22 protein-coding genes are annotated in these 22,028 nt (G+C 68.4%); 6 read left to right on the forward strand and 16 right to left on the reverse strand.

The features are described 5' to 3' along the window. Nucleotides 1–10: 10 nt before the first annotated feature. The 3 genes from AC1XX3_RS08130 to AC1XX3_RS08140 all read left to right on the forward strand — a co-directional run bounded on the left by AC1XX3_RS08130 (nt 11) and on the right by AC1XX3_RS08140 (nt 4,223). Nucleotides 11–1,186 carry a mandelate racemase/muconate lactonizing enzyme family protein gene (locus AC1XX3_RS08130; RefSeq protein ID WP_483320585.1) on the forward strand — a complete coding sequence of 392 codons (1,176 nt, stop codon included), beginning with the start codon at nt 11–13 and terminating at the stop codon, nt 1,184–1,186. Nucleotides 1,187–1,367: 181 nt separating this feature from the next. After that, the gene (locus AC1XX3_RS08135; RefSeq protein ID WP_483320586.1) at nt 1,368–2,996 is read left to right on the forward strand and encodes a mannitol dehydrogenase family protein; all 1,629 of its coding nucleotides are present in this window, start codon (nt 1,368–1,370) and stop codon (nt 2,994–2,996) included. Between the two features lie 96 nt (nt 2,997–3,092). After that, on the forward strand, nt 3,093–4,223 hold the full coding sequence (locus AC1XX3_RS08140) for a CDP-glycerol glycerophosphotransferase family protein (protein WP_483320587.1): 1,131 nt from the start codon (nt 3,093–3,095) through the stop codon (nt 4,221–4,223). Between the two features lie 19 nt (nt 4,224–4,242). On the opposite strand, the gene AC1XX3_RS08145 is transcribed toward AC1XX3_RS08140, so the two are convergent. From AC1XX3_RS08145 to AC1XX3_RS08165, 5 genes are all read right to left on the reverse strand, one after another. After that, nucleotides 4,243–5,037, reverse strand: a complete 795-nt coding sequence (locus AC1XX3_RS08145; protein WP_483320588.1) for a sugar phosphate isomerase/epimerase family protein — start codon at nt 5,035–5,037, stop codon at nt 4,243–4,245. Next, nucleotides 5,034–6,092 carry a zinc-dependent alcohol dehydrogenase gene (locus tag AC1XX3_RS08150; protein WP_483320589.1) on the reverse strand — a complete coding sequence of 353 codons (1,059 nt, stop codon included), beginning with the start codon at nt 6,090–6,092 and terminating at the stop codon, nt 5,034–5,036. Before AC1XX3_RS08150 ends, AC1XX3_RS08145 begins: the two co-directional genes overlap by 4 nt. A 78-nt stretch (nt 6,093–6,170) precedes the next feature. Next, nucleotides 6,171–7,076 carry a carbohydrate ABC transporter permease gene (locus tag AC1XX3_RS08155; RefSeq protein WP_483320590.1) on the reverse strand — a complete coding sequence of 302 codons (906 nt, stop codon included), beginning with the start codon at nt 7,074–7,076 and terminating at the stop codon, nt 6,171–6,173. Then, nucleotides 7,076–7,966: a carbohydrate ABC transporter permease gene (locus AC1XX3_RS08160; RefSeq protein ID WP_483320591.1), complete on the reverse strand. Its 891-nt coding sequence runs from the start codon at nt 7,964–7,966 to the stop codon at nt 7,076–7,078. The genes AC1XX3_RS08155 and AC1XX3_RS08160 overlap by 1 nt, the downstream gene beginning before the upstream one ends. Nucleotides 7,967–7,997: 31 nt before the next feature. Beyond that, nucleotides 7,998–9,296: an ABC transporter substrate-binding protein gene (locus AC1XX3_RS08165; RefSeq protein WP_483320592.1), complete on the reverse strand. Its 1,299-nt coding sequence runs from the start codon at nt 9,294–9,296 to the stop codon at nt 7,998–8,000. A 150-nt stretch (nt 9,297–9,446) separates the two neighbouring features. Between AC1XX3_RS08165 and AC1XX3_RS08170 the strand changes: the two genes are divergently transcribed. Further along, entirely contained in the window at nt 9,447–10,517 is a 1,071-nt protein-coding gene (locus AC1XX3_RS08170) for a LacI family DNA-binding transcriptional regulator (RefSeq protein ID WP_483320593.1), read from the forward strand. On the opposite strand, the gene AC1XX3_RS08175 is transcribed toward AC1XX3_RS08170, so the two are convergent. The 11 genes from AC1XX3_RS08175 to mca all read right to left on the reverse strand — a co-directional run bounded on the left by AC1XX3_RS08175 (nt 10,514) and on the right by mca (nt 20,885). After that, nucleotides 10,514–10,675 carry a hypothetical protein gene (locus AC1XX3_RS08175; protein ID WP_483320594.1) on the reverse strand — a complete coding sequence of 54 codons (162 nt, stop codon included), beginning with the start codon at nt 10,673–10,675 and terminating at the stop codon, nt 10,514–10,516. The genes AC1XX3_RS08170 and AC1XX3_RS08175 overlap by 4 nt on opposite strands. 151 nt (nt 10,676–10,826) lie before the next feature. Beyond that, on the reverse strand, nt 10,827–11,852 hold the full coding sequence (locus tag AC1XX3_RS08180) for a serine hydrolase domain-containing protein (protein ID WP_483320595.1): 1,026 nt from the start codon (nt 11,850–11,852) through the stop codon (nt 10,827–10,829). Nucleotides 11,853–11,950: 98 nt separating this feature from the next. After that, nucleotides 11,951–12,904 carry an SDR family NAD(P)-dependent oxidoreductase gene (locus AC1XX3_RS08185; RefSeq protein WP_483320596.1) on the reverse strand — a complete coding sequence of 318 codons (954 nt, stop codon included), beginning with the start codon at nt 12,902–12,904 and terminating at the stop codon, nt 11,951–11,953. Nucleotides 12,905–12,969: 65 nt separating this feature from the next. Further along, a complete protein-coding gene (locus AC1XX3_RS08190; RefSeq protein WP_483320597.1) occupies nt 12,970–13,884 on the reverse strand; it encodes a carbohydrate ABC transporter permease in 915 nt (304 codons plus the stop codon). Then, nucleotides 13,881–14,792 carry a carbohydrate ABC transporter permease gene (locus AC1XX3_RS08195; protein ID WP_483320598.1) on the reverse strand — a complete coding sequence of 304 codons (912 nt, stop codon included), beginning with the start codon at nt 14,790–14,792 and terminating at the stop codon, nt 13,881–13,883. Before AC1XX3_RS08195 ends, AC1XX3_RS08190 begins: the two co-directional genes overlap by 4 nt. Beyond that, the gene (locus AC1XX3_RS08200) at nt 14,789–16,177 is read right to left on the reverse strand and encodes a type 2 periplasmic-binding domain-containing protein (protein ID WP_483320599.1); all 1,389 of its coding nucleotides are present in this window, start codon (nt 16,175–16,177) and stop codon (nt 14,789–14,791) included. The genes AC1XX3_RS08195 and AC1XX3_RS08200 overlap by 4 nt, the downstream gene beginning before the upstream one ends. Before the next feature lie 259 nt (nt 16,178–16,436). Then, nucleotides 16,437–17,228, reverse strand: a complete 792-nt coding sequence (locus tag AC1XX3_RS08205) for an aldo/keto reductase (protein ID WP_483320600.1) — start codon at nt 17,226–17,228, stop codon at nt 16,437–16,439. Between the two features lie 43 nt (nt 17,229–17,271). Further along, nucleotides 17,272–18,771, reverse strand: coding sequence for an L-arabinose isomerase (gene araA / locus AC1XX3_RS08210; RefSeq protein WP_483320601.1), 1,500 nt, complete (start codon nt 18,769–18,771; stop codon nt 17,272–17,274). Between the two features lie 8 nt (nt 18,772–18,779). Continuing rightward, entirely contained in the window at nt 18,780–19,457 is a 678-nt protein-coding gene (locus tag AC1XX3_RS08215; protein ID WP_483320602.1) for an L-ribulose-5-phosphate 4-epimerase, read from the reverse strand. Between the two features lie 179 nt (nt 19,458–19,636). Then, nucleotides 19,637–19,870, reverse strand: coding sequence for a hypothetical protein (locus AC1XX3_RS08220; RefSeq protein WP_483320603.1), 234 nt, complete (start codon nt 19,868–19,870; stop codon nt 19,637–19,639). 10 nt (nt 19,871–19,880) lie between these two features. Then, nucleotides 19,881–20,885 carry a mycothiol conjugate amidase Mca gene (mca, locus tag AC1XX3_RS08225; protein ID WP_483320604.1) on the reverse strand — a complete coding sequence of 335 codons (1,005 nt, stop codon included), beginning with the start codon at nt 20,883–20,885 and terminating at the stop codon, nt 19,881–19,883. Between the two features lie 157 nt (nt 20,886–21,042). On the opposite strand from mca, the gene AC1XX3_RS08230 reads away from it, so the two are divergent. Both AC1XX3_RS08230 and greA read left to right on the forward strand, forming a co-directional pair. Next, complete coding sequence (locus tag AC1XX3_RS08230) at nt 21,043–21,438, forward strand: DUF4307 domain-containing protein (protein WP_483320605.1); 396 nt, start codon at nt 21,043–21,045, stop codon at nt 21,436–21,438. A gap of 70 nt (nt 21,439–21,508) precedes the next feature. Beyond that, nucleotides 21,509–22,021 (forward strand): transcription elongation factor GreA, encoded by a 513-nt coding sequence (greA, locus tag AC1XX3_RS08235; RefSeq protein ID WP_483320606.1) that lies wholly within the window; start codon nt 21,509–21,511, stop codon nt 22,019–22,021. Nucleotides 22,022–22,028 lie beyond the last annotated feature (7 nt).

Below are 22,028 nucleotides of genomic sequence, written 5' to 3' on the forward strand. Positions count from 1 at the left end.
TGGAGGACAGATGAAGATCAGCGACGTCACCCCGTTCCTGCTGCGCGGCACCGAGCTCTATGGCTCCAACGCGGGCGGTGGGGAGGCCACCGACCAGGGTGACTGGCTGCTGCTGGTCCGAGTCCGCACCGACGCCGGGCTGGAGGCGTGGTCCGATGTCGAGACCCTCGCCCCGGTCGCGGCCCGGGTGATCCGCGGCGGGGGGATGAGCGCGCTGGGCTTCCAGACCATCGACGAACAGCTCGTCGGCCGTGAGCTGGATGACCTCTCGGCGATCTGGGACGAGCTCTTCATCGCCACGGCCTACTACGGCCGCCGGGGTGTGGCGATGCATTGCATCTCGGCGGTGGACAACTGCCTGTGGTCACTCCAGGCGCAGGCCGCGGGCTCGAGCCTGGTGGACCTCCTCGGTGGCGCGCGGCGCGACCGGCTGCCCGGCTACGCCTCGACGCTGTTCCGGCGTACGCCCGAGGACAACGCCGTCGCGGCCCAGGGCTACGTCGACCAGGGGTTCACCGGGGTGAAGTTCGGCTGGGGCGGCTTCGGGCTCGATCACGGCCTCGATGTGGCCAACCTGGCCGCCATTCGCGAGGCCCTGGGACCGGACCGCACCTTGATGGTGGACCCGGGCTGGTACGTCGACGACGCCGGCACGCCACGGGTCCGCTCGGTCGCCGAGACCGCGACGATGCTGCAGACCCTGACCGAGGTGGACCCGTACTGGGTGGAGGATTTCGTGCACCCGGAGTGCACCGAGAACTACGTCGACTGGAAGCGCCGGTTCCCCTCGCTCCGCTTCGCCGCCGGCGAGCAGCAAGGCACCATCTGGGAGCTGCGCAGGCTGGTTCGCAGTGGCGGCATCGACGTGGTCCAGCCCGATCTGTCCCGCTGCGGCGGGCTGACGGTGGCGCACCAGCTTGTCGCCGACGCCGTCGACTGCGGCGTCGAGATCGTCACCCACTCCTGGCTGACCGATCTGCTGCACGCCTACAGCCTGAGCTTCCTGGCCACGCTGCCACGGGCCGGCTGGGTGGAGTTCAACGTCTCCCAGAGTGAGCTGACGCGTGGCGTGGTGACGCAGCGGATGACCTTGGCCGAGGACGGTACGGTCGCCGTACCGCAGCGGCTGGGGCTGGGAGTCGAGCTGGATCTCGACTTCATCCGGGAGCGGACGGTCGCCGACTGACGGCCGTCCCCGGCTCGGGCAGGTGAGGACCGCTCGAGGCAGAATCTCCGCTGTCGCGATTCAGCGGCTATCATCGCGGGTAGGAATACACCCAGCGTTCTGAGGAGCAGCGCCACAGTACCCACGTCGTGCAGCTCCTCCGCCAGGCGGCCGACCCAAATTGCGAAGGAGTCGTGCCGCGATGGCCAAGTCTCGCGCCAACAATGTGTTCTCCTCGCCCACCCAGCTGAGTGTCGACACCTCGAGCTGGGCGGTATCGCCCGTGTCGCGGGAGAAGGGCGCTCGCGCCTGGGCCCTGCGGGATCGGAATCTGCGCCGACTCGGCGCCCACGTCGACGTCCCCCGCTATCGCCGGGAGAACCTGTCCACCGGTGTGGTCCATCTGGGAGTCGGCGGCTTCCATCGGGCGCACCAGGCTGTGTACTTCGACGACCTGGCCCGGCTGGGCCTGACCTCCTGGGGCATCACCGGAGTCGGCCTGCGTAGCCGCAGGATGCTCGACCTGCTGCCGCCGCAGGACCTGCTCTACACCGTGCTCGAGCAGGGCGCCGACGGCAGCCGCGCGCGGGTGGTCGGTGCGCTGCGCCGTTACTTCTACGCCCCCGACGAACCGGCCCGCGTGCTGGCCGCACTCCGGCGCAGCAGCACCCGGCTGGTCACCCTGACACTGACCGGCGACGGCTATCCGGTCGACCCGGTGACCGGCGCGCTCGTCGGCGCCGACGTCCAGTCCGACATCGACGACCCGGAGAACCCGCGAACCGCCTTCGGGTTCTTGGTTGCCGCGCTCGACGAGCGTCGCCGGCACGGTCGACCGGGCCTGACGGTGCTGTCCTGCGACAACCGGGCAGACGCCGCCGCGGCCACCCGGCTCGGTGTCTTGGCCCTGGCCGAGCGGCGAGGTCCCAACCTGGTCCGCTGGATCGAGCGTCACGTCACCTTTCCGGACTCGATGGTCGACCGGATCACTCCGGCCACCGAGGACGCACACCGTCTGCTGGTGCAGGACCAGCTCGGGATCCGCGACCGGTGGCCGGTCGTGACCGAGCCCTTCACCCAGTGGGTGGTGCAGGATGCCTTCGCCGCCGGGCGACCCCCGCTGGACCAGGTCGGCGTGGAGTTCGTCCGCGATGTGGCCCCCCACAAGCTCGCCAAGACGCGACTGCTCAACGGCAGCCACTGCGCCCTCGGCTACCTGGGAACGCTGGCCGGCTATACCGACACCGGCGAGGCGATGTCCGATCCCCTGATCCGTCGTTATCTGACGGCCCTGATGGCACAGGAGGTGGCGCCGCTGCTGCCGGCAGTCCGGGGGCTTGACGTCGACCACTACCAGGAGACGTTGCTGACCCGCTTCGCCAACCCCGTCCTGGTCGACCCGCTGAGCAGGCTCGCCGGACGCGCCTCCACCAAGGTGGGCTCCTACCTGCTGCCGTCGCTGCGTGAGGCTGCCGACCAGGGACGCTCCTACGAGCTGCTCGCACTGGCGATCGCGGCCTGGTTGCACACGCTGCGCCAACCGGGTGGCCTGGGGCTGACCGACACCCGCAGCGACGTCTTGCAGGCGCTGGCCGCCGAGGGCGGGAACGACCCGCGGGCCGTGCTGGCGGTGACCGAGGTGTTCGGCGACCTGGCGGATCGGCCGGACGTCGTCCGCACGCTGCGCCGCCAGCTGCGCGACTTCGGCGAGCGCGGCTGGCGCGCCACCGTGCTGTCCAGGTTGGGCACCACCACGTACGATCTCCCCTCGCGCTCCGAACTCGGGCGAACCTCGCTTGCCCGAAGGAGGACCGACGATGCCGTTTCCTGACCAGCCCTGCATTTCCCGACAGCTGTGCGATGCCGCCCGCGTCGGTTCCGACCAATACACCGGTGCAGCCAGCACCCGAGACACCGAGGTGGTGCGATGAAGATCGTCTATGACTCCTTCGAGGGTCGCTACAGCGACAGCCCCCGGGCGCTCTTCGAGCAGATGCGCCACACCCACCCCGAGCACGAGCACGTGTGGCTGTGTCATCCGCTGCACGCAGCGGGGTTCCCGTCCTATGCCCGGACCGTCCCGACCGGCTCGGCCGAGGCCGTGGCGGCGCTGGAGTCCGCGGATCTGGTGATCGGCAGCACCCACATCGAGATCGACTGGGTCAAGAAGCCGGGCTCGACCTATCTGCAGACCTGGCACGGTACGCCGCTGAAGCGGATCCACCGGGACTCGTTGTGGGCGCCGGAGGGTGTGTTGGAACGACTGGACCGCGACATCGCCCGCTGGGACTACCTGGTCTCCCCGAACGCGGTCAGCACGCCCCGCCTGCGGGACGCGTTCGGCTTCACCGGGAAGATCCTCGAGGTCGGCTACCCCCGTAACGATGTGCTGTCCTCGGCCGCCGCGCCGGCGATCCGGGACCGGGTGCGTGCCTCACTCGGCATCGCCGATGGCACGACGGCGGTCCTCTACGCCCCGACCTGGCGCGACCAGGAGTTCTACCTCGAGGGCGCGCCGCCGGTGGAGCTGGCCTTGGACGCGGACCGCTTCCTTGCCCAGTTGGGGGCCGACCACACCCTGCTCACCCGGCTGCACCCGAAGATGGCCGACCGGACTCCGCACCTCGAGCGACCCGGACTGGTCGACGTGTCCCGCTATCCCGACGTGCACGAGCTCTACCTGGCCGCGGATGTCCTGGTCACCGACTACTCATCGGTCATGTTCGACTTCGCCATCACCAAGAAGCCGATGATCTTCTTCGCCTACGACCTGGACGCCTACCGGGACTCCCTGCGGGGGTTCTACTTCGACCTGGAACCGATCGCACCCGGGCCGGTGGTGCGGACCTCCGACGAGGTGATCGCCGCCCTGCAGGACCGGGAGGCGAATCGGGGCGCCTACCAGCGCCGCGCCAAGCAGTTCCGCCAGACCTTCACCTATCTGGAGGACGGCTACGCGGGTGATCGACTCCGCAAGGTCTACGACCGGGCGGCACGTAGAGCCGGCCGCGAACCGCAGACCCTGGTCCCGTCCGCAGTGGTGTCCGGCGCCTCCTGATGCGTGCGGGAACGTAGGTTCACGACCGCAGCAGCGCCGCCACCGGGGGAAGGACCTCAGCCGGCGGTCCGCTCAGCCGGCACTCCATCGCCAGCCAGCCGTCGAAGCCGATTCGGTCGAGTGCCGCAAGGGTGGCCGGCCAGTCGTAGTGCCCGGCGCCGGGTTCCAGCCGGTTGCTGTCGCCGAGCTGGACGTGGCGGATATGGGCGCCGGCCGCCTCGATCGACGCGGCGCAGTCGGCCTCCTCGATGGACATGTGGTACGTGTCGGCGATCACGGCGACGCCGGCCGAGCCGACCTCGTCGATGATCGACACGGCGTCGGCCAGGGTGTTCACCAGATAGTCCTCATACCGGTTGAGCGGTTCGAGGAACAGCTGCGAGCCGACGCTCACCGCGTGCTCGCCGAGCTCGACCAGCGCCGCCACCAGCAGCCGGCGTGACTCCTCGTCGCTGCGCGGCGGGGTGAACGGGGGCAGCCGCTTGGAGAAGACCCCGTAGGAGTTGGGGCTCACGATGCCGAGCCCACCGGCCTCCACGATGGTGGCGAGCAGCACCTTGAGGTCGTCGATCGCGGTCCGTCTCGCCTCGGGCTCGAAGCTCCCGAGGAAGGTGGGCGTGTGCATCACCGCCGAGCACATCACCACCCCGGCCGCGCGGGCCTCCCGCAGCTCCGCCGTCCGGGAGCCGAACACCCCGCCGCCCCGGCCGGACAGCTCGATGCCGTCGAAGCCGCAGTCCAGGGCGAACTGGAACTGCTCCATCAGGTTGGCACCCGGCAGCGTGGCCTCCTGCGCGGCCAGTTTGACGCTCATGCCGCCGCCTCCTGCTCTGCATCGAAGCCGAGCACGACCTGCAGGGCCTCTTCCGGATGCTCGTCCAACAGCCGGAAGGCCGCCGGCGCCTCGGACACCGCCACGGTGTGGGAAATCAGCTCGGTCAGCCGCAGTCGACCCTGCACCGCCAGGTCGATCGCCGTCCGGGTCAGCCGGTAGCGGTCCCAGCGGTGCTGCAGCACCGGCGCCACGCCGGAGATCTGCGAGCAGACCAGCTGCACCCGGTTGTGGTGGAACTCCTCCCCGAGGCGAAGCCCGGTGCCCTCACCCTGCATGAACCCCGCGGCGCAGACACGGGAGCTGTAGGCCACCGACCGAATGGCCTCATGCAGCGCCCGATAGCTGCCGGTCACCTCCAGGCAGACGTCGGCGCCACGGCCGTCGGTGAGCTCGCGGATCCGTTCGGCGACCTGGCCCTCACCGGCATCCAGCACCACGTCGGCGCCCAGCTCGGCGGCCAGCGCCCGGCGGGCCGGCAGGTTGTCGACGGCGATCACCCGGGCACCGTTGAGCCGGGCCAGCTGGGCCGCGATCTGTCCGGGCACTCCGAGGCCGAAGACGGCCACCGTCTCGCCCACGTGGATGTCGGCGTCCAGCACCACGTTGAGGCTGATGGCGCCGATCTGGGAGAAGATGCCGATCCGCGGATCCGCCGTCGGGTCCAGGATCCGCTGCGCGGCCCAGGTTCCTTGCTGCACAGTGAATGCGCGGTGACCCCAGGTGCCCCAGACCCGGTCGCCCACGGCGATCCCGGTGGTGCGCTCACCGACCTCCACGACTTCGCCGACCTCCTCATAGCCCCAGCCGTCGACCGGGTACGCCACGCTGCTGTCCCCGTCCACGAACAGCCGGGTGGACTCGTCCCATTTCTTGCTCAGGTAGGGGTTGCTGCCCCGATAGGCAGTCAGCTCGGTGCCGGCTGAGATGCCGGAGAAGAGCGTCCGGAGACGGACGTCCTCGGGGCCGAGCGGGGCCGGCTCTTCCTCGACCACCTCGGCCTGGCGGGGTGAGGTGAACCGGACGACTGACGACATGGTGGGTGCTCGCTTCCTGTGGTGGGTGAAAACTTCGGCCTGGGGCAGAGACGCGGCCCGGGTCCGCGCTCTCGGCCCTTAGCCCTTGACGGCGCCGGAGATGAAGCCGGCCGTCACCTGCTTCTGCAGGACGACGAAGAGGATGATCACCGGCAGGATGGTGATCAAGGTGCCGGCGGCGAGCGGTCCGATGTCGATCGAACGACCGCCCATGAAGGTGTACAGCCCTGCCGTCAGTGGTCGGTAGTCCCCACCTGGCAGATACAGCAACGGGACCAAGAAGTTGTTCCAGGTGCTGAGGAAGGTGAACACCGCCAAGGCGCCCATCCCAGAGCCCACCAGCGGCAGCATCACTTTCACGAAGATCTGCCACTCCGAGCAGCCGTCGATCCGGGCCGCCTGCTCCAGCTCCTCGGGCAGGTCGGAGAAGAAGGCGCGCATGAAGAAGGTGCCGAACGAGGTGCCCACGGAGGTGAGTACCAAGATCGCGCCGAGCAGGGTGTCGAGCAGACCGACCGAGCGGAGCTGGAAGTACAGCGGGATCATGTAGGTGAAGAAGGGCACCAGCAGGCCGAGCACCACCAGGTAGAACAGCACCGTACGGCCGACGAACGGCAATCGGGCGAAGGTGTACCCGGCCATGGTGGAGATCGCGATGATCAACACGGTGCTCGGCACCGACAGCAGCACACTGTTCAGCAGATAGCTGTCGAAGTTGCCCTCGCTCCACGCCCGCCGGATGCTGTCCAGCGAGAATGAGGTGAAGAAGCCGAACGGGTCGACCCGGACGTCTTCGTCGGTCTTCAGTGTGGTGGACACGACCAGCAGGACCGGAACGATGGTCAGCAGCGCCGTCGTGGCCAGCACCAGGTGGCGGGCCAGCAGCGTGGTCCGGCGTCGACCCGAGATTCCGGCGGCCGAGGGGCCGCCGCGACCCGGCGTCGTGTCCTCGGCGGGAGGCGCCACTTGTGAGGTCGTGGTCATCAGGCCCCCGTTCCTTGCAGGGACAGCCGCCGCTGCAGGCGGTTCAACGCCACCGCGAACGGTACTGACAAGATCGTGATCAGCAGGGCCAAGGTGGTGCCGTAGCCGATCCGGCTCAGCTCGAACGCCTGGGTGTAGGAATAGGTGCCGATGACGTTGGTCGCGTCGGCTGGCCCACCGCCCGTCATCACGAAGATGATGTCGAACACGCTGAACCCGCCGACCAGGGTGAGGGTCAGCACCATTAAGAAGACCGGCATGATCTGCGGCAAGATGATGTACCAGAGCCGGGCCGCCGGGTTGGCACCGTCGATGCGGCTGGCATCCACCAGCTCGACGTCGACATTGCGCAGCGCCGATACGAAGATCACCACTGCGAACCCGGTGGCCGACCAGATGGCGGTGGCCAGCACCGCATACAGCGCCCAGGTCGGGTCGCCCAGCCAGCCGCGCTCGAGCCCGTCCAGCCCGACCGCGCCCAGAACCCGGTTGAGCAGGCCCTGGACCGGGTCGTAGATCCACCCCCAGACAATGCCGATAGCGACCGGCGGCAGCACGTACGGCAGAAAGAAGCAGAGCCGATACAGCACGCTCCCCCGCTCGACGCCCCACAGCAGCAGCGCGATCAGCAGTCCGATGGCGATCGGAGAGATCGTGCCGATCACGATCCAGATGGCGTTGTTTCCCAGTGCGTGCCAGACCTCGTCGTCGGCGAACATCTCCCGGAAGTTGGCCAGCCCGACGAACGGTGGGTTGGGCGAGATGCCGTCGAAGTCGACCACCGAGTAGACCAGAGCGTTGCCCAGCGGGACCAGGAAGAAGAACACCATCACCAAGGTCACCGGGATGACCAGGAGCACACCGAGTCGGCGCTGGGCCCGCCTGGTCACCAGCGGAGCATTACCCGCGAGCGCTGCCACCTCAGCTCGCTTTCTTGAAGTTCTTCTGCAGCTGCTCGGCGACCTTCTCCGGCGTCGACTGGCCGCTCAGCAGCCCTTGCATGCCCTTCCACATCGCGTTGTTGAACGCGTCGTTGGTCAGCACGTCGATGTTGTAGCCGAAGTCCCCGGTGCCGTCGGCGATCTTCGCGGTGTCCTGGAGGATCTGGGTGAACAACGGCGTCGCCTTAATGCCGGAGGTGTCCACCGGGTACGCCGGGATGGCCTGCAGCTCCTCCACCGACCAGCGGCCATGCTCGGCGCTCATCTGATAGTTCAGGAACTGCTCGGCAGCTTCCAGCTTCTGACTGTTGGCCGAGATGAAGGTGCCACCACCGAGGCCACCACTGAAGATTCCCTTGCCGGCCGACGACGGGAACGGGATGAAGCCGACCTCGAACTTGGCGTTGCGCTCGATGTCGGTGGCCAGCCAGCTTCCCGTCGGGTTCATGGCCGCCTTGCCCGAGTAGAACAGCGCGTTGCCGTTGTCGTAGCTGATCGCGGTCGGTGACTCGGGCAGCAGCTTCTGCTCGGCCATGTCGGCCCACACCTGCAGCGCCTTCACCACGCTCGGATCCGTCCACGGCGTCTCACCGCTGAGCAGCTTGTCCATCCCGTCGCTGCCCACCTCGCTTGACAGCGCCATGCTCAGCAGGTGCCCGCCCGGCCAGCCTTCCTTGTCGTTCGCCGCGATCGGGATGACTCCGGCGTCGCGCAGCTTGGTGGCCGAGGCCATCAGATCGGCGAGGTTGGTCGGCTCGGCCAGGCCATGCTCGGCGAAGAGGTCCTTGTTGTAGAACAGGCCGACCTCCTCGACCTGGCTCGGGACTCCCACGAGCTTGCCGTCGAAGGTGACCCGCTCCTTGGCGAAGTCGTAGACCGGCCACCCGTACTTGGCGTACGCGCCGCTCAGGTCGTGCACCAGTCCTGCCTTGGCCAATGCTCCGGCGAACCCGGGACCGGTGTCGTAGGCGAACACGTCGGGACCGCTGCCTGAGCGCAGCTGGGTCTGCAGGATCGTCCGCAGATTCTCGGTCGGCAAGACGTCGAGCTTCACGGTGACGCCGTTGCTCTGCGCCTCGAACTGCTTCAGGTCGGCCTTCACCAGCTCCAGATCGGCGTTGTCCTCCGGCTGGGCGATCAGGTAGCGCAGCTCGACCGGTCCGGTGGAGACCTGGGGTGCGCTGGACTGCTCGGCGGCCGGTCCACCGCCGAAGCAGCCGGTCAGTGCCAAGACGACCGAGGAGACGGCCAGCAATGCGAGGGGTTTGCGTGCGTCCACGATGACTTCCTTGTCGGTTCGGGGGGTGCGGCGTGGGAGAAAGCAGCAAGGCGTCGGACGGCGTACCGCCGGCCTCTAGCAGCAAGTTCTAACGTTAGAAACCATGGCGTACGAATTGTCGCATTGTCAAGAGTCCGATAGACACGAGACATGTCGCAGTTGAACCCGGCCGACCGGTCCCCCGCCCGCGAGGCCCGGACGCCCGGGATCAAAGACGTCGCCGCCCTGGCCGGGGTGTCGCTGAAGACGGTCACCAACGTGGTGCACGAGCGGCCCTACGTGAAGCAGGAGACGCGCGAGCGCGTCCTCGCTGCCATTGCCGAGCTGGACTACCGGCCATCGCGCGCCGGCCGGCAGCTCCAGTCCGGCCGCAGTCACCTCATCACCCTGGTGGTCCCCCGGATCGACGAGCCTTACCTCGGTGCGCTGGCGCACGCCCTGATCACCGCCGCCGCACCGCGTGGCTATCGGTTGCTGATCGACGAGACGGGCGGCAACGTCGAGCAGGAGCACCAGGCGGCCTCCGGCTATCCCGGGCACGGCATCGACGGGGTGATCATCAGCCCGTTCGCGCTCAACCCCGAGCGGCTGGCCGCCCGCAGCCGGGACTTCCCGATGGTGTTGCTGGGCCAGCACCTCGATCACAGCACCGCCGACTACGTGGCCATCGACAACCATGCCTCCTCCCGCGACGTGATCGAGCATCTCGTCGATACTGGTCGTCGTTCGATCGGCTTCCTCGGTGCCCAGCCGGGGCGGGTTGGCGCTCTCGGTGAGGTACGGCTGGCCGGCTGCCGGGACGCGCTCGCCGGCCACGGGTTGAGCCTGCCGTCCGCAGCGGTGGCGCCCGGTATCCGTTTCACCCGGGAGGCGGGCGCCCAGGGTGCCGTCGAGGTGCTCGACCGGGTCCGAGACCTGGACGCGCTGGTCTGTGCCAGCGACCTGATGGCCATCGGTGCGATCCGGGCCCTGCTCGCTGCCGGCGTGCGGGTGCCCGATGACGTCGCCGTGGTCGGCTGGGACAACGTCGTCGACGGCGAGTACGTCACCCCGGCCCTGACCACCGTCGCACCGGATCTGGCGCACCTGGCGGAGCAGACTCTCGACGCCCTGATCCGCCGGATCGACGGTGACCGCTCACCCGGCGCGGTCTACCTGGTGCCGCACCGACTGATCGTCCGCTCGTCCACCGGCGGGCTGGAGCCCACTGCTGCCGGCTAGCCGCGGGCGTCCGCGGCGGAGAACTCGTTCGGCCGGAACCGACCCTCGTGCAACCGGATCTCGATCTGTTCCGGGATGTGACCGGTGAGCTCGGACAGGCTGAGAGCGGCACCGGGAACCATGATCATGGTCAGGCGCCGGCGTCCGACCCGGTCCACGATCGCCAGACCGACGGATCATCATGACCAGGTAGGTCACCCCGAGCGCGACACTGACCCGCAGTGCCGCGGTGGTGGAGAAGCCGTTCTCGGTCAGGATGGTCGGGGCGTAGTAGATGATCATCTCGATGCCGCTGAGCACCTGATCAACTCAGCGCAGCGGCACCCCAGCCGTGACGGCGTTGTGCAGCTCAGTGACGTCGACCCCACCGTGGGTGAGGGGATCCAAGACGTTGGTCATCAACACGAAGGCCGCATCAAGTGCCGGATAGATCCACCAGGCCGCGCCGGACCAGCCGCCGTGGCCGTAGAAGTCCGGATAGAGGAAGTCCGGTGACGCGCCGGGAAGGCACCAGGTCAGTCCGTAGTCGGGCCCCACCTGGTCGGGACCGAGCCCGATGGTGGGGAGCTGCGCCGTCTGGTTGCGCAGCATCGCCTGCAGCGTGGTGGGATGCACCAGCGGTGCCGCCGTGCCCTTGTGGGTCTGCAGCAGCGCCTGACCGAGCCCGAGCAGGTCGGCTGCGGTGGCGTAGAGCCCGGCCGCCGGGTGGTCGAGCGCCTGCATCGCCGGATAGTTCAGACCCGCCTCCCGGGTGCGCAGCACCGGGTGCGCGTCGCAGCCGTCGTCGAAAGTCAGGCCGGTCACCCCCGGCAGGTCGTCGAGCGCTGCCACCAGACTGGCCAGGCTCTGACCCGAGGCCTGCTCGACCAGCGCCTGGATGCCCACGAAGGCGAGGTTGGAGTATTTCTGCATGGTCCCGGCCGGGAAGATCCGTCCGGCGACCGCCAGCCGCTCGGCGAGGCCGGGCGCGTCCAACGGCGGGTCATCCAGGCCGGCGGTGTGGGTCATCAGGTGACGCAGGGTGATCACATCCGAGCGGTCCGCCCCGAACCCGGGCACGGCCACGGACAGCGGCGTGTTCAGTGACAGCATCCCCCGCTCCACCAGGCGCATCGCGACCAGCCCGATGATCGGCTTGGTGACCGAGAACAACGCCCAGTGGTCGTCGACGGCCGCAGTACGGCCGTCGCAGCTGCCGAACGCCTCCAGCTGCTGAATGCCCTCCGACGTCACCACGCCGAAGGCCGCCACCGGCAGCCGTCCCTCGGCCACCGTCCGCGCCACCCAGTCCCGGGCGAAGGAGTAGGAGCCGTCGGTTCTCGGGTTCGTCGCCATCGCATGCCTCGCTGCCGCTGTCGGTCTCTGGTCGAGCGAGATCGTACGCGGCCCTCAGCGGCGCCGGGGACCGGGCACCCGACCGGGGCCGACTGCGGTCAGCGGGTCTCGTTGAACCGTCGGGCCGCCCGCGAACCCAACACGGTCAAACCACGCAGCACCCGGCGTGCGCCGGGAGACATCTCGGCCTCCACCTCGTAGCCGTCGACCGTGGCAGCAGGACCGCCCGGCGTCGGCTTGGGCAGCAGCCGCGCGGTGAGACCGAGCGCGGCCGAGGTCAGCCCGGGGAACAGTCCGTTGACCCGCATGCCGATCTTGGCCAGCGGTGTGAGCACCACCATCGAGCGACCGACGAGCACGCCCTCGACGATCCTTCTCGCCGCCCGCTCCGCGTCCATCGCAACCAGAGGCAGCGACGAGGCGGTGGCGAACCAGGCGTACTCACGGGTGCGGTTGCCGGTGATCTTCGAGCGCAGATGGGCACCGGTGCGCATCAGACCCGGCACCACGGTGGTCACGGTGACACCGGTCCCGGACAGCTCCGAGCGCAGCCCGTTGGTGAACCCGACGGCGCCGAACTTGGCGGTGCTGTATGGCAGCAGGTGCGGCACGGAGACCGTGCCGCCCACCGAGGTGATGACCCCGAACCGGCCACGGCCTCGCTCCCGCATCGTCGGCACCAGCGCCAGCGCCGTGTTGATCGGCCCCCACAGCATGATGTTGATGGCCTCCTCGAAGTGGGACCTGTCCATCTCCGCGAGCGGACCCACCTGGATGATGCCGGCCACCACGATGGCCACCTCGATCGGAGCCAGGTGCTGCTCGACGTCGGCGATCAACTCGTCCACCCGCTCGTGGTCGGACACGTCGCATACCCGGGTGTCGACGAGGTAGCCCAGCGAGGCGAGATCAGCCCGGGCGACGGCCAGCTCCTCTGAGCTGCGGGCGGCGATCACCAGCCGGTGGCCGCGCTCCCCCAGCTCTCGGGCGATCAGCAGCCCGAGCCCGCGGGAGGCGCCGACAACCAGAGCCAGCGGTGCGTCTGGGTTCATGTGCGCGGTGTCCTTTGCTCGATGCTTGGGGGGTGCGGTCGGTGCTGACAGCCGGTCGGTGTCGCTCAGCCCTTGGTGCCGGTGGTGGCGATGCCCTCGACGAAGTGTCGCTGGCCGAGGAAGAAGATGAGAATCATCGGGATGGTGGTGATGGTCGACGCCGTCACCACGATCTCCCAGTGCCACTCACCACCGAAACCGTACTGGTCGACCAGTGACTTCAGGCCACGGGGGACGGTGAAGGTCGAGGAGTCGCGCAGATAGATCAACGGTCGCATCAGGTCGGTCCAGGCGGCCTGCAGCTCGAACAGCAACGTGACCACCAGGGCGGGCTTGCACAACGGGGCGGCGATCCGCCAGAAGATGCTCCAGTTGTTGGCCCCGTCGACCCGTGCCGCCTCGAACAGCTCCCGGGGCAGTCCGAGGAAGAACTGCCGGAGCAGGAAGATGTAGAAGGCGGACCCGAACAGGTTGCCGGCCCACAGCGGGGTGAGCGTACCCACCATGCCGAGGCTGTTCCAGATCAGGAACGTCGGGATCATGGTCACCGCGCCGGGCATCATCATCGTGGCCAGCAGCAGGCCGAACAAGAAGTTGCGCAGCGGGAACCGGAAGTAGGCGAAGCCCCACGCGACCATCGAGCTGGAGATCGTCACCGCACCCGCCGCGAGGACGGTCACCAGCGCGGTGTTGGCGATCCACAGCGCCATCGGCGCCTCGCTCCACACGTTGATGTAGTTGTCGAGGGTGAAGGTGTCGGGGATGAGCTTGTTGTCGAACACTTCCCCCCGTGGCTTGAACGAGGCGCTGATCAGCCAGATGAACGGATAGATGAAGACGATGGTGCACAGCGACAACAGCACCACGGTGACGATCTTGCCCACCCGGCTCCGCCGGCGGCGCGGGCGCTGTCCGACCGCAGCCCCGGCCTTGGCCGCATCCACGGCGCCTGGCTGGCGAACTCCTGTCACCGCAGTCATCGCTGGTCCCCCTCCAGATAGACGAACCGCTTCGAGACGCGGAGCTGGATCACCGTGACGATCAGGATGATCACGAACAACAGCCACGCCATCGCCGAGGCATAGCCCATGTGCAGATACTCGAACGCCTGCTGGAAGAGATAGATGGCGTAGAACAGTGCGGCGTCATTGCTGTAGGTGCTGTTGCCGGAGCCGAAGAACGCGGTGTACGCCTCGGAGAAGGACTGGAACGAGGCGATGGTGTTGACCACCGTGACGAAGAAGATCGTCCCCGAGATCATCGGCACGGTCACGCTGATCGTCTGCTGCCAGCGGTTGGCCCCGTCGACCCGCGCCGAGTCGTACAGCTCGGCCGGCACGTTGCGCAGCGCGGCCAAGAAGATGACCACCGACGAGCCGATCGCCCACAGACTCATCAAGATGAGGCCCGGCTTGACCCAGCCGGGATCGGTGGTCCAGGCCGGACCAGCGATGCCGAACCAGCTCAGCACCTCGTTGATCAGGCCACTCTGACCGTTGAACAGCAGCAGGAACAAGATGCCGACCGCCACCGGCGGGGTCATCTTGGGCAAGAAGAACGCTGTCCGGAAGAACCCCGAGGACCGTCCCGCACGGTTGAGCAGGATGGCCAGTGCCAGCGCCAAGATGACGTGCAGCGGGACCTGGATCACCGTGAAGTACGCGGTGTTGGCCAGCGCCAGTGCCACCTTGGGATCGGCGACCAGCTCACGGTAGTTGGCCAGCCCGACGAAGCTCGGGTTGTTGATCACGTCGTAGTCGGTCAGCGACAGATAGGCGCTGTAGCCAACCGGCCACAAGGTGAAGATCGCGAACCCGACGAGCCAGGGACTGATGAACAAGAGTGCGGCTCGGACCTCGACGCGGCGGGCCTTCGACCGCAGCTTCACCGTCCCTGCCAGTCAGCCCAGGCCTTGTCCAGCGCCGCCTGACCTTCCTGCTGCGCCTTGTCCAGTGCAGCCTGCGGCTCCTGTTGACCATTGAGAACCCGGTTGACAGCGTCCTGCCACGCGGTCTTGAACTCCGCATCGGCCGGGATGGCGGGCTGCGAGAAGGTGTGGTCGTTGGCCGCGTAGATCGCCGCCGTACCGGCGTCCCACTTGGCTTCGCCCGGCGTGACCATGGCCTTGATCGCGGCGTCGGCCACGGTGTTGGCCGTCAGCACACCGGTGAAGGGCTTCTTCTCCTGCGCCCGCGCATCGGCCCGCACTTTCGCCGCGGCGGTCCAGCTGTCGACAGCGGTCATCGTCTTGATGAAGCGACAGGCTGCGGCCGCGTTCGGGCTGCCCTTGGGAATGGCCCAGGCCGACCCGGTGGCATAGGCCATCGTCTCGCCGGTGCGGGTGTGGAAGGTGTCGAACGCCATCGGCGCGTCCGGGGACACGTCGTTGAGCACATTCACATACCACTGCTCCATCGGCATGGCGCCGAGGGTGTTGATGGCGAACTGGTTCCCGGAGCCGAAGAAGTCGGCCGAGTCCCGGTAGGCCTTGACCTTGCCGAACCCACCCTGGAGCTTGTAGATCTCGACCGCGAACGTGAGCGCCTCCACCACCTTGGGATCGTTCAGCTGGGCCGTGCGCCCGTCGGCCGACACCAGGTCGACGCCGTTGGCCTTGGACCACAGGGGCAGGAACTCCGGCAGCTTGGAGTCGAAGCCGATGACCTGCAGCTTGCCGTTCTTGTTCTGAGTCAGCTTGCTGGTCGCCGCGGTGATCTTGGCCCAGTCGCTGCCATTGACATCGGCGGTGGTGAGACCGGCCTGGGACAGCAGCTTCTCGTTCGCCTGGATGACCTGTACCTGGTTGAACTCGGGTATGGCGTAGACGGTGTCGTTCAACGTCACCTGGGCCAGCGCGGCCGGGACGAAGTCGGCGGTGGTCATCTGCTCACCGGCGATGCACTCGTCCAGGGCCATGATGGCGCCGCGGGAGGCGAAGGTGCCGATCTGGTCGCGGTTGGCGTAGATGAGGGCCGGCGGCTTGCCGGATGCGACAGCGGAAAGGAACTGCTGGACGTCGAGGTCACCCTCGGTCAGCTTCACCGACACCGGGGCGATCGCTTTCTTGGCCAGGTCGAGCCGCGTCGTGGCGATCTCGTCGCCGGCGCCGAAGCCCAGGACCTGGAGCGACCCGCTCAGCTGGGCCGTGGGCTCGAACTGCCCGGGGGTGGGAGCCGACTCCTGCGAGACGCCCTTGGCGCACCCGGCAACCAGCAACAGGGCGGCCGCCACTGCCGCCATCGTGAAGATCCGGCTTCGCGCTCGATCTGCCATGGCGGTCCTCTCTCCCACCGCCGGGACACCCGGACGGCTGCGCGGTGCGCGACCAGTTGGAGCCGCACTAATTCCAGATGCTCAATACCCGTTCGCTTCTCGCGCAAACCGCTGCCGTCGCCGGGCGCCGCTGTCAGCGGCAGGGGGCCGTCGACCGGCCGGGCGCCGTCTGGGAGCCCCCGGACAGCCGACCGGCCGGCCACCGCAGGGCGAAACCTGGCGATGACCGGCCGGAGAGCCGGTGAGCTGGGCGAGGACGTCAGCCGACCTCGGACAGCCCGTCGATGGCCTTGACCTCGTCGTCACTGAGCTGGACCTTGGCGCCCGCGGCGTTGGCCACGATCCGCTCCGGCTGGGTCGACTTCGGGATCACGACGAAACCGTGCTGGACGTGCCAGGCCACCACGATCTGCGCTGTGGTGGCGTCGTGCGCCGCCGCGATCGAGACCAGGGTCGGGTCCTCGAGGTTGGTCGCCTTGAACGGGCTGTAGCCCTCGAGCACCACTCCGCGGTCGGACAGCCCCGACACGATCGAGGAGTCATACAACGCCGGCCCCCACTTGATCTGGTTGACCGCCGGCGCGACCGAGGTGGCGTCGATGAGCTCGTCGATCTGGGCCAGCGAGTAGTTGCTGACACCGATCGACCGGGCGAGCCCGTCGTTCTGTGCCGCGACGAACTGCTCCCAGGCCTCGGGGGTCGCCTGCTTGTTCGGCGGCCAGTGCACCAGCCACAGGTCGACGTGGTCGAGCCCCAGCTTGGTCAGGGACTCCTCCAGCGTCTGGCGCTCGCGGCCGACGTTGTCCGGCGGCATCTTCGTGGTCACGAACACCTCGTCGCGCGGGAGACCGGCGGAGGCGAGCGCCTTGCCGATCCCGGCCTCGTTGCCGTAGCCGGTGGCCGTGTCGATGTGGCGGTAGCCGGCGTCGAGCGCGGCAAGCACCGCATCGGTGACCTCGGAGTCCTCGATCTGCCAGGTTCCGAAGCCGAGCAGGGGCATCGCACCATTGCTGAGCGTTGCTGCTGGTTGGGCATAGTTGGAAGTCGTCATGACTGACAGTCTTACCCGACTGGCGCCGCGGGAAACGCCGGGGTCAGAATCCCATCCCGATCCGGTGGTAGACCTGGTTCCAGCGGATCTCCTTGGCGAACTCCCGCCGGGTGGTCGAGCCGTCGATGATCAACAGCTCGGTGCTCACCATCGCCGCGAAGTCCTCCAGCTCCTCGGTGGTGACCGCTGAGGACAGCACCGTGTGATGCGGGCCGCCCGCCGTGAGCCAGCACTCGGCCGAGGTGGGGAGGTCCGGTCGGGGCTCCCAGACGGCGCGAGCCACCGGCAGGTTGGGCAGCGGCTCGTCGGGCTCGACCACATCGACCTCGTTGAGCACCAGCCGGAACCGCTCCCCCAGGTCGCAGATGCCGAGAACCGTGGCCGGACCGGGTGCCGCGGTGAAGACCAGACGGACCGGGTCCTCCCGGTCACCGATGCCGAGCGGGTGGATCTCCAGCGTCGGCTTGTCACCGGCGATGGTCGGGCAGACCTCCAGCATGTGCGCGCCGAGGATCTTATGACTGCCGGCACCCAGGTGGTAGGTGTAGTCCTCCATGAACGAGGTGCCACCGGATTTGCCCCGACCGATCGCCTTGACCGTGTGCAGCATCACCGAGGTCTTCCAGTCACCTTCGCCGCCGAAGCCGTAGCCGTCGGCCATCAGCCGCTGGACAGCCAGACCGGGCAGCTGGCGGAGTCCGCCCAGGTCCTCGAAGTTGGTGGTGAAGGCCCCGAAGCCGCCGTCGGTGAGGAAGGTCCGCAGACCGGCCTCGATCCGGGCCCCGTAGCGCAGCGACTCGTGCCGTTCACCGCCCACGGCCAGCTCGGGCGCGACGTCGTAGAGGTCGGCGTACTCGGTCACCAGGGAGTCGATCTCGGCGTCGGAGACCTGGTCGACCACGGCCACCAGGTCGTTCACCCCGTAGGTGTTGACCGAGACGCCGAACCGCAGCTGAGCCTCGACCTTGTCCCCCTCGGTGACGGCGACGTCGCGCATGTTGTCACCGAACCTGGCCAGCTTCAGCGACCGGATGGCCGCGTGCCCGACCGCGGCCCGCTGCCAGGCGCCGATCCGCGCCGCGACGACGGGGTCGGACACGTGACCGGCCACGGTCTTGCGCGCGACGCCCAGCCGGGTCTGGATGTAGCCGAACTCCCGGTCGCCGTGCGCGGCCTGGTTGAGGTTCATGAAGTCCATGTCGATCTCGGCCCACGGCAGCGCGGTGTTCGCCTGCGTGTGCAGGTGCAGCAGCGGCGTCTGCAGGGCGTCCAGGCCGGTGATCCACATCTTGGCCGGCGAGAAGGTGTGCATCCAGGCGATCACCCCGATGCAGTTCGGGTCGCTGTTGGCCTGAAGAATCAGCGTGTGGATGGACTCGGAGTCCGTCAGCACCGGCTTCCAGACCACCTCCACTGCCAGCTCGTCGGAGGCGTTCAGCTGGTCGACGATCTGGCGGGACTGGTCGACCACCTGGGCAACCGTCTCGGGGCCGTAGAGGCCCTGGCTTCCGGTCAGGAACCAGCAGTACGGCGTCGTTGTCATCGAGGTCCTTATCTCTGCCCGTAGGCGTTCTGGTAGCGGTCGAAGAGCCGGTCGATGTCTGTCTGCGGGATCGGCAGCGGGGTGCCCAGCTGGCGGGAGATGTGCACGGTCCGCGCCACTTCTTCGCAGAGTACGGCGGCCTTGACCGCGGCCTTGGCGCTCGGGCCGATGGTGAAGGGGCCGTGGTTGCGCATCAACACCGCCTTCGACCGGTGGCCTCTCAGCGTCTCCACGATGCCTTGGCCGATGGAGTCGTCGCCGATCAGCGCGAACGGCCCGATCGGGATCTCACCGCCGAACTCGTCGGCCATCATCGTCAGCACGCACGGGATCGACTCACCCCGCGCCGCCCAGGCGGTGGCGTACGTCGAGTGGGTGTGGACCACACCGTTGACCTCGGGCAGGTGCTTGTAGACGTACGCGTGCGCGGCGGTGTCCGAGGACGGCGATCGGTCGCCCTCGACCAGGCGCCCGTCGAGGTCGGTGACCACCATCGCCTCGGGCGTCAGCTCGTCGTAGGTCACACCGGAGGGCTTGATGACCAGCAGGTCGTGACCCGGGACCCGGGCCGACACGTTGCCCGCCGTCCAGACCACCAGCTCGTTGCGTGGCAGCTCCGCGTGCAGAGCGGCCACCTCCCGACGGACCTGGTCGACCACCTTGACGACGTCGGCAGTGATGCTCATCTGATCGATCCTCCTCGTGCCGGCGTCGGGGTCGACGTTGCCCCCTCCGGCCCCGAGGCTACGTACCCCAGCCGTCGGATTCTCACCGGGCTGCGATGTTAACGCTCACATCAGAGTTGGGTCAACGACGCCGGTCCGCACGGAGACCGGCCGGAGCTGCGCGAACCCCGCCGGCCGGGTCAGTCGGTCTTGGCGCCGGACGAGCTGGCAGCGGGCGGGGCCACCTCGGGAGTCCCCTCCGACTGCTCCGCTGCGCCCGGCGCAGCGTCGTGGCGGTCGGGGACGGAGATGTTGCGGAACTGCCGCCGCATGCTGACATAGAGCAGCACCATGACGAGCGCCAACCCGATCAGGATGATCAGCGGTGTCCACCCGGGTTTCACCGTGTTCGGATCGAGCTGCAGGAAGATCATGGGGCAAACTCTACTCGCCCGATCGAGCAGTCCCGCCGTCCGCAGCGGCCTTCACACCGGTGCCGACCGCGGTATCCGATGCCGGTCGGGCGATGCCGGCGAACAGGTCATCCTCGGGCACCGAGGTCTCCACCAGGCTCTTGACCAGCTCGAAGTCCTCGGTCGGCCAGGCCTGCTGGTGGACCTCGAGCGGGACGGCGAACCACGAGCCCTCGGGATCGACCTGCGTGGCGTGGGCCAGCAGGGCCTGGTCACGTACAGCGAAGTACTCCGCGCACGGCACCCGGGTGGTCAACCGCGCCTGGTGGGCGGGGTCCGGTTCCCAGTCCGCCAACCGCTCCGCGTACGGCGACTCCAGGCCCCGGTCTCGCATGGCCGCGTCGAGCGCCGCGATCCGGTCCCGGTGGAAGGTGAACTGGTAGTAGAGCTTCTGCACCTGCCAGGCGGGACCCGCCTCGGGGTAGGCCGTCGGGTCGGCGGCCGCCTCGAACGCCGCCACCGAGATGTTGTGGCACTGGATGTGGTCCGGGTGCGGATAGCCGCCGTTCTCGTCGTAGGTGGTCATCACGTGCGGCCGGAAGGTGCGGATCACCTCGACCAGCGGTGCCATCGCCTCAGCCAGGTCGGTGGTGGCGAAGCAGCCCTCCGGCAGCGGCGGGAGCGGGTCGCCCTCCGGCAGGCCCGAGTCGACGAAGCCGAGCCAGACCTGCTCGACCCCGAGGATGTCGCGGGCCCGGTCCATCTCCTGACGGCGGATCTCAGCGATGTTGGCCAGCACGTCGGGCCGCTCCATCGCCGGGTTGAGGATCGAGCCGCGCTCTCCGCCGGTGCAGGTGGCGACGACGACCTGAACGCCCTCCGCGACGTACTTGGCGGTCGTGGCCGCACCCTTGCTCGACTCGTCGTCGGGGTGAGCGTGGACGTGCAGCAGCCGCAGCGGCTCTCCCGCGGCGTCGACCCGCTGCGGGGGGTGGTCAGAACCTGTGTGGTGGCTCACGGCAACGGGGTGTTTCATGGCCCACATGGTGCCACGCCCACGCTGAGCCCCGACATCGGCTTCGCCCGTGCCCACGCCCGCCGACCCGAACACGATGCCGCCGAACCGCAGTGGCTCAGGTGATTCCAGCGATCAGTGTGGCCGGGGGTTCGGCTCGATCGGGCAGAATGCAGGGGTGAGTGAGAACGCCGACCGGCTGCTGGACCGCTATCCGAAGGCCAGGATCCCCCGACCGGTGATGGTCACGCTCGTCGCGCTGGGGACCGCCGTCGCCCTCGGTTGGCTGGTCTGGAGCGCCGCCGTGCACTCTCGCCCTGCGATATCTGGTCAGGTGGCGGCGTATGAGGTGCTCTCGGACCAGCAGATCGAGATCACCCTGACGGTCGAGCGCCGCGACCCGTCCCGGCCGGCGACCTGCATGGTGATCGCCCAAGCCATCGACTTCGACCGGGTGGCGGAGCAGAACGTGGAAGTGGAGGCGAGTGAGGCGACGCTGGTGAACAAGACGGTCACCTTGACGACCCTGCGCCGGGCGACCTCGGCCTCGGTGAAGGGGTGCTCGCTGGCCTGAGCGCGGCCTCCACCCCCCGCCTGGCGCGGCGCCTGCAAGCGTGCCCGGTGATCATTGGTAGGCTTGTTCGATGTCTGAAAACACGCGACAGGCCATCTGGCTGACCCAAGAGGCGTACACGAAGCTCCAGGAGGAGCTCGACTACCTCTCCGGTCCCGGACGAGCCGACATCTCCGCCAAGATCGCGGCCGCCCGCGACGAGGGCGACCTCAAGGAGAACGGTGGCTACCACGCGGCACGCGAGGAGCAGGGGAAGCAGGAAGCCCGCATCCGGCAGCTGACAGACATGCTCCGGCGGGCTGAGGTCGGCGAGGCACCCGCCAACAGTGACGAGGTGGCCCCCGGCACCCAGGTGACCATCGCCTTCGACGGCGATGAGTCCGACACCGACACGTTCCTGCTGGGTTCGCGCGAGCTGCTCGGCTTGGACGGCGCGGTGGATGAGACCAACGTCTACAGCCCGCAGTCGCCGCTCGGATCAGCGATCCTCGGCAAGAAGAAGGGGGACGCCGTCACCTACGAGGCGCCCAACGGCAAGCCGATCAACGTGACCGTGGTGAAGGTCGAGCCGTTCCAGCCCTGACCATCCC

Source organism: Microlunatus sp. M237 (assembly GCF_056896895.1).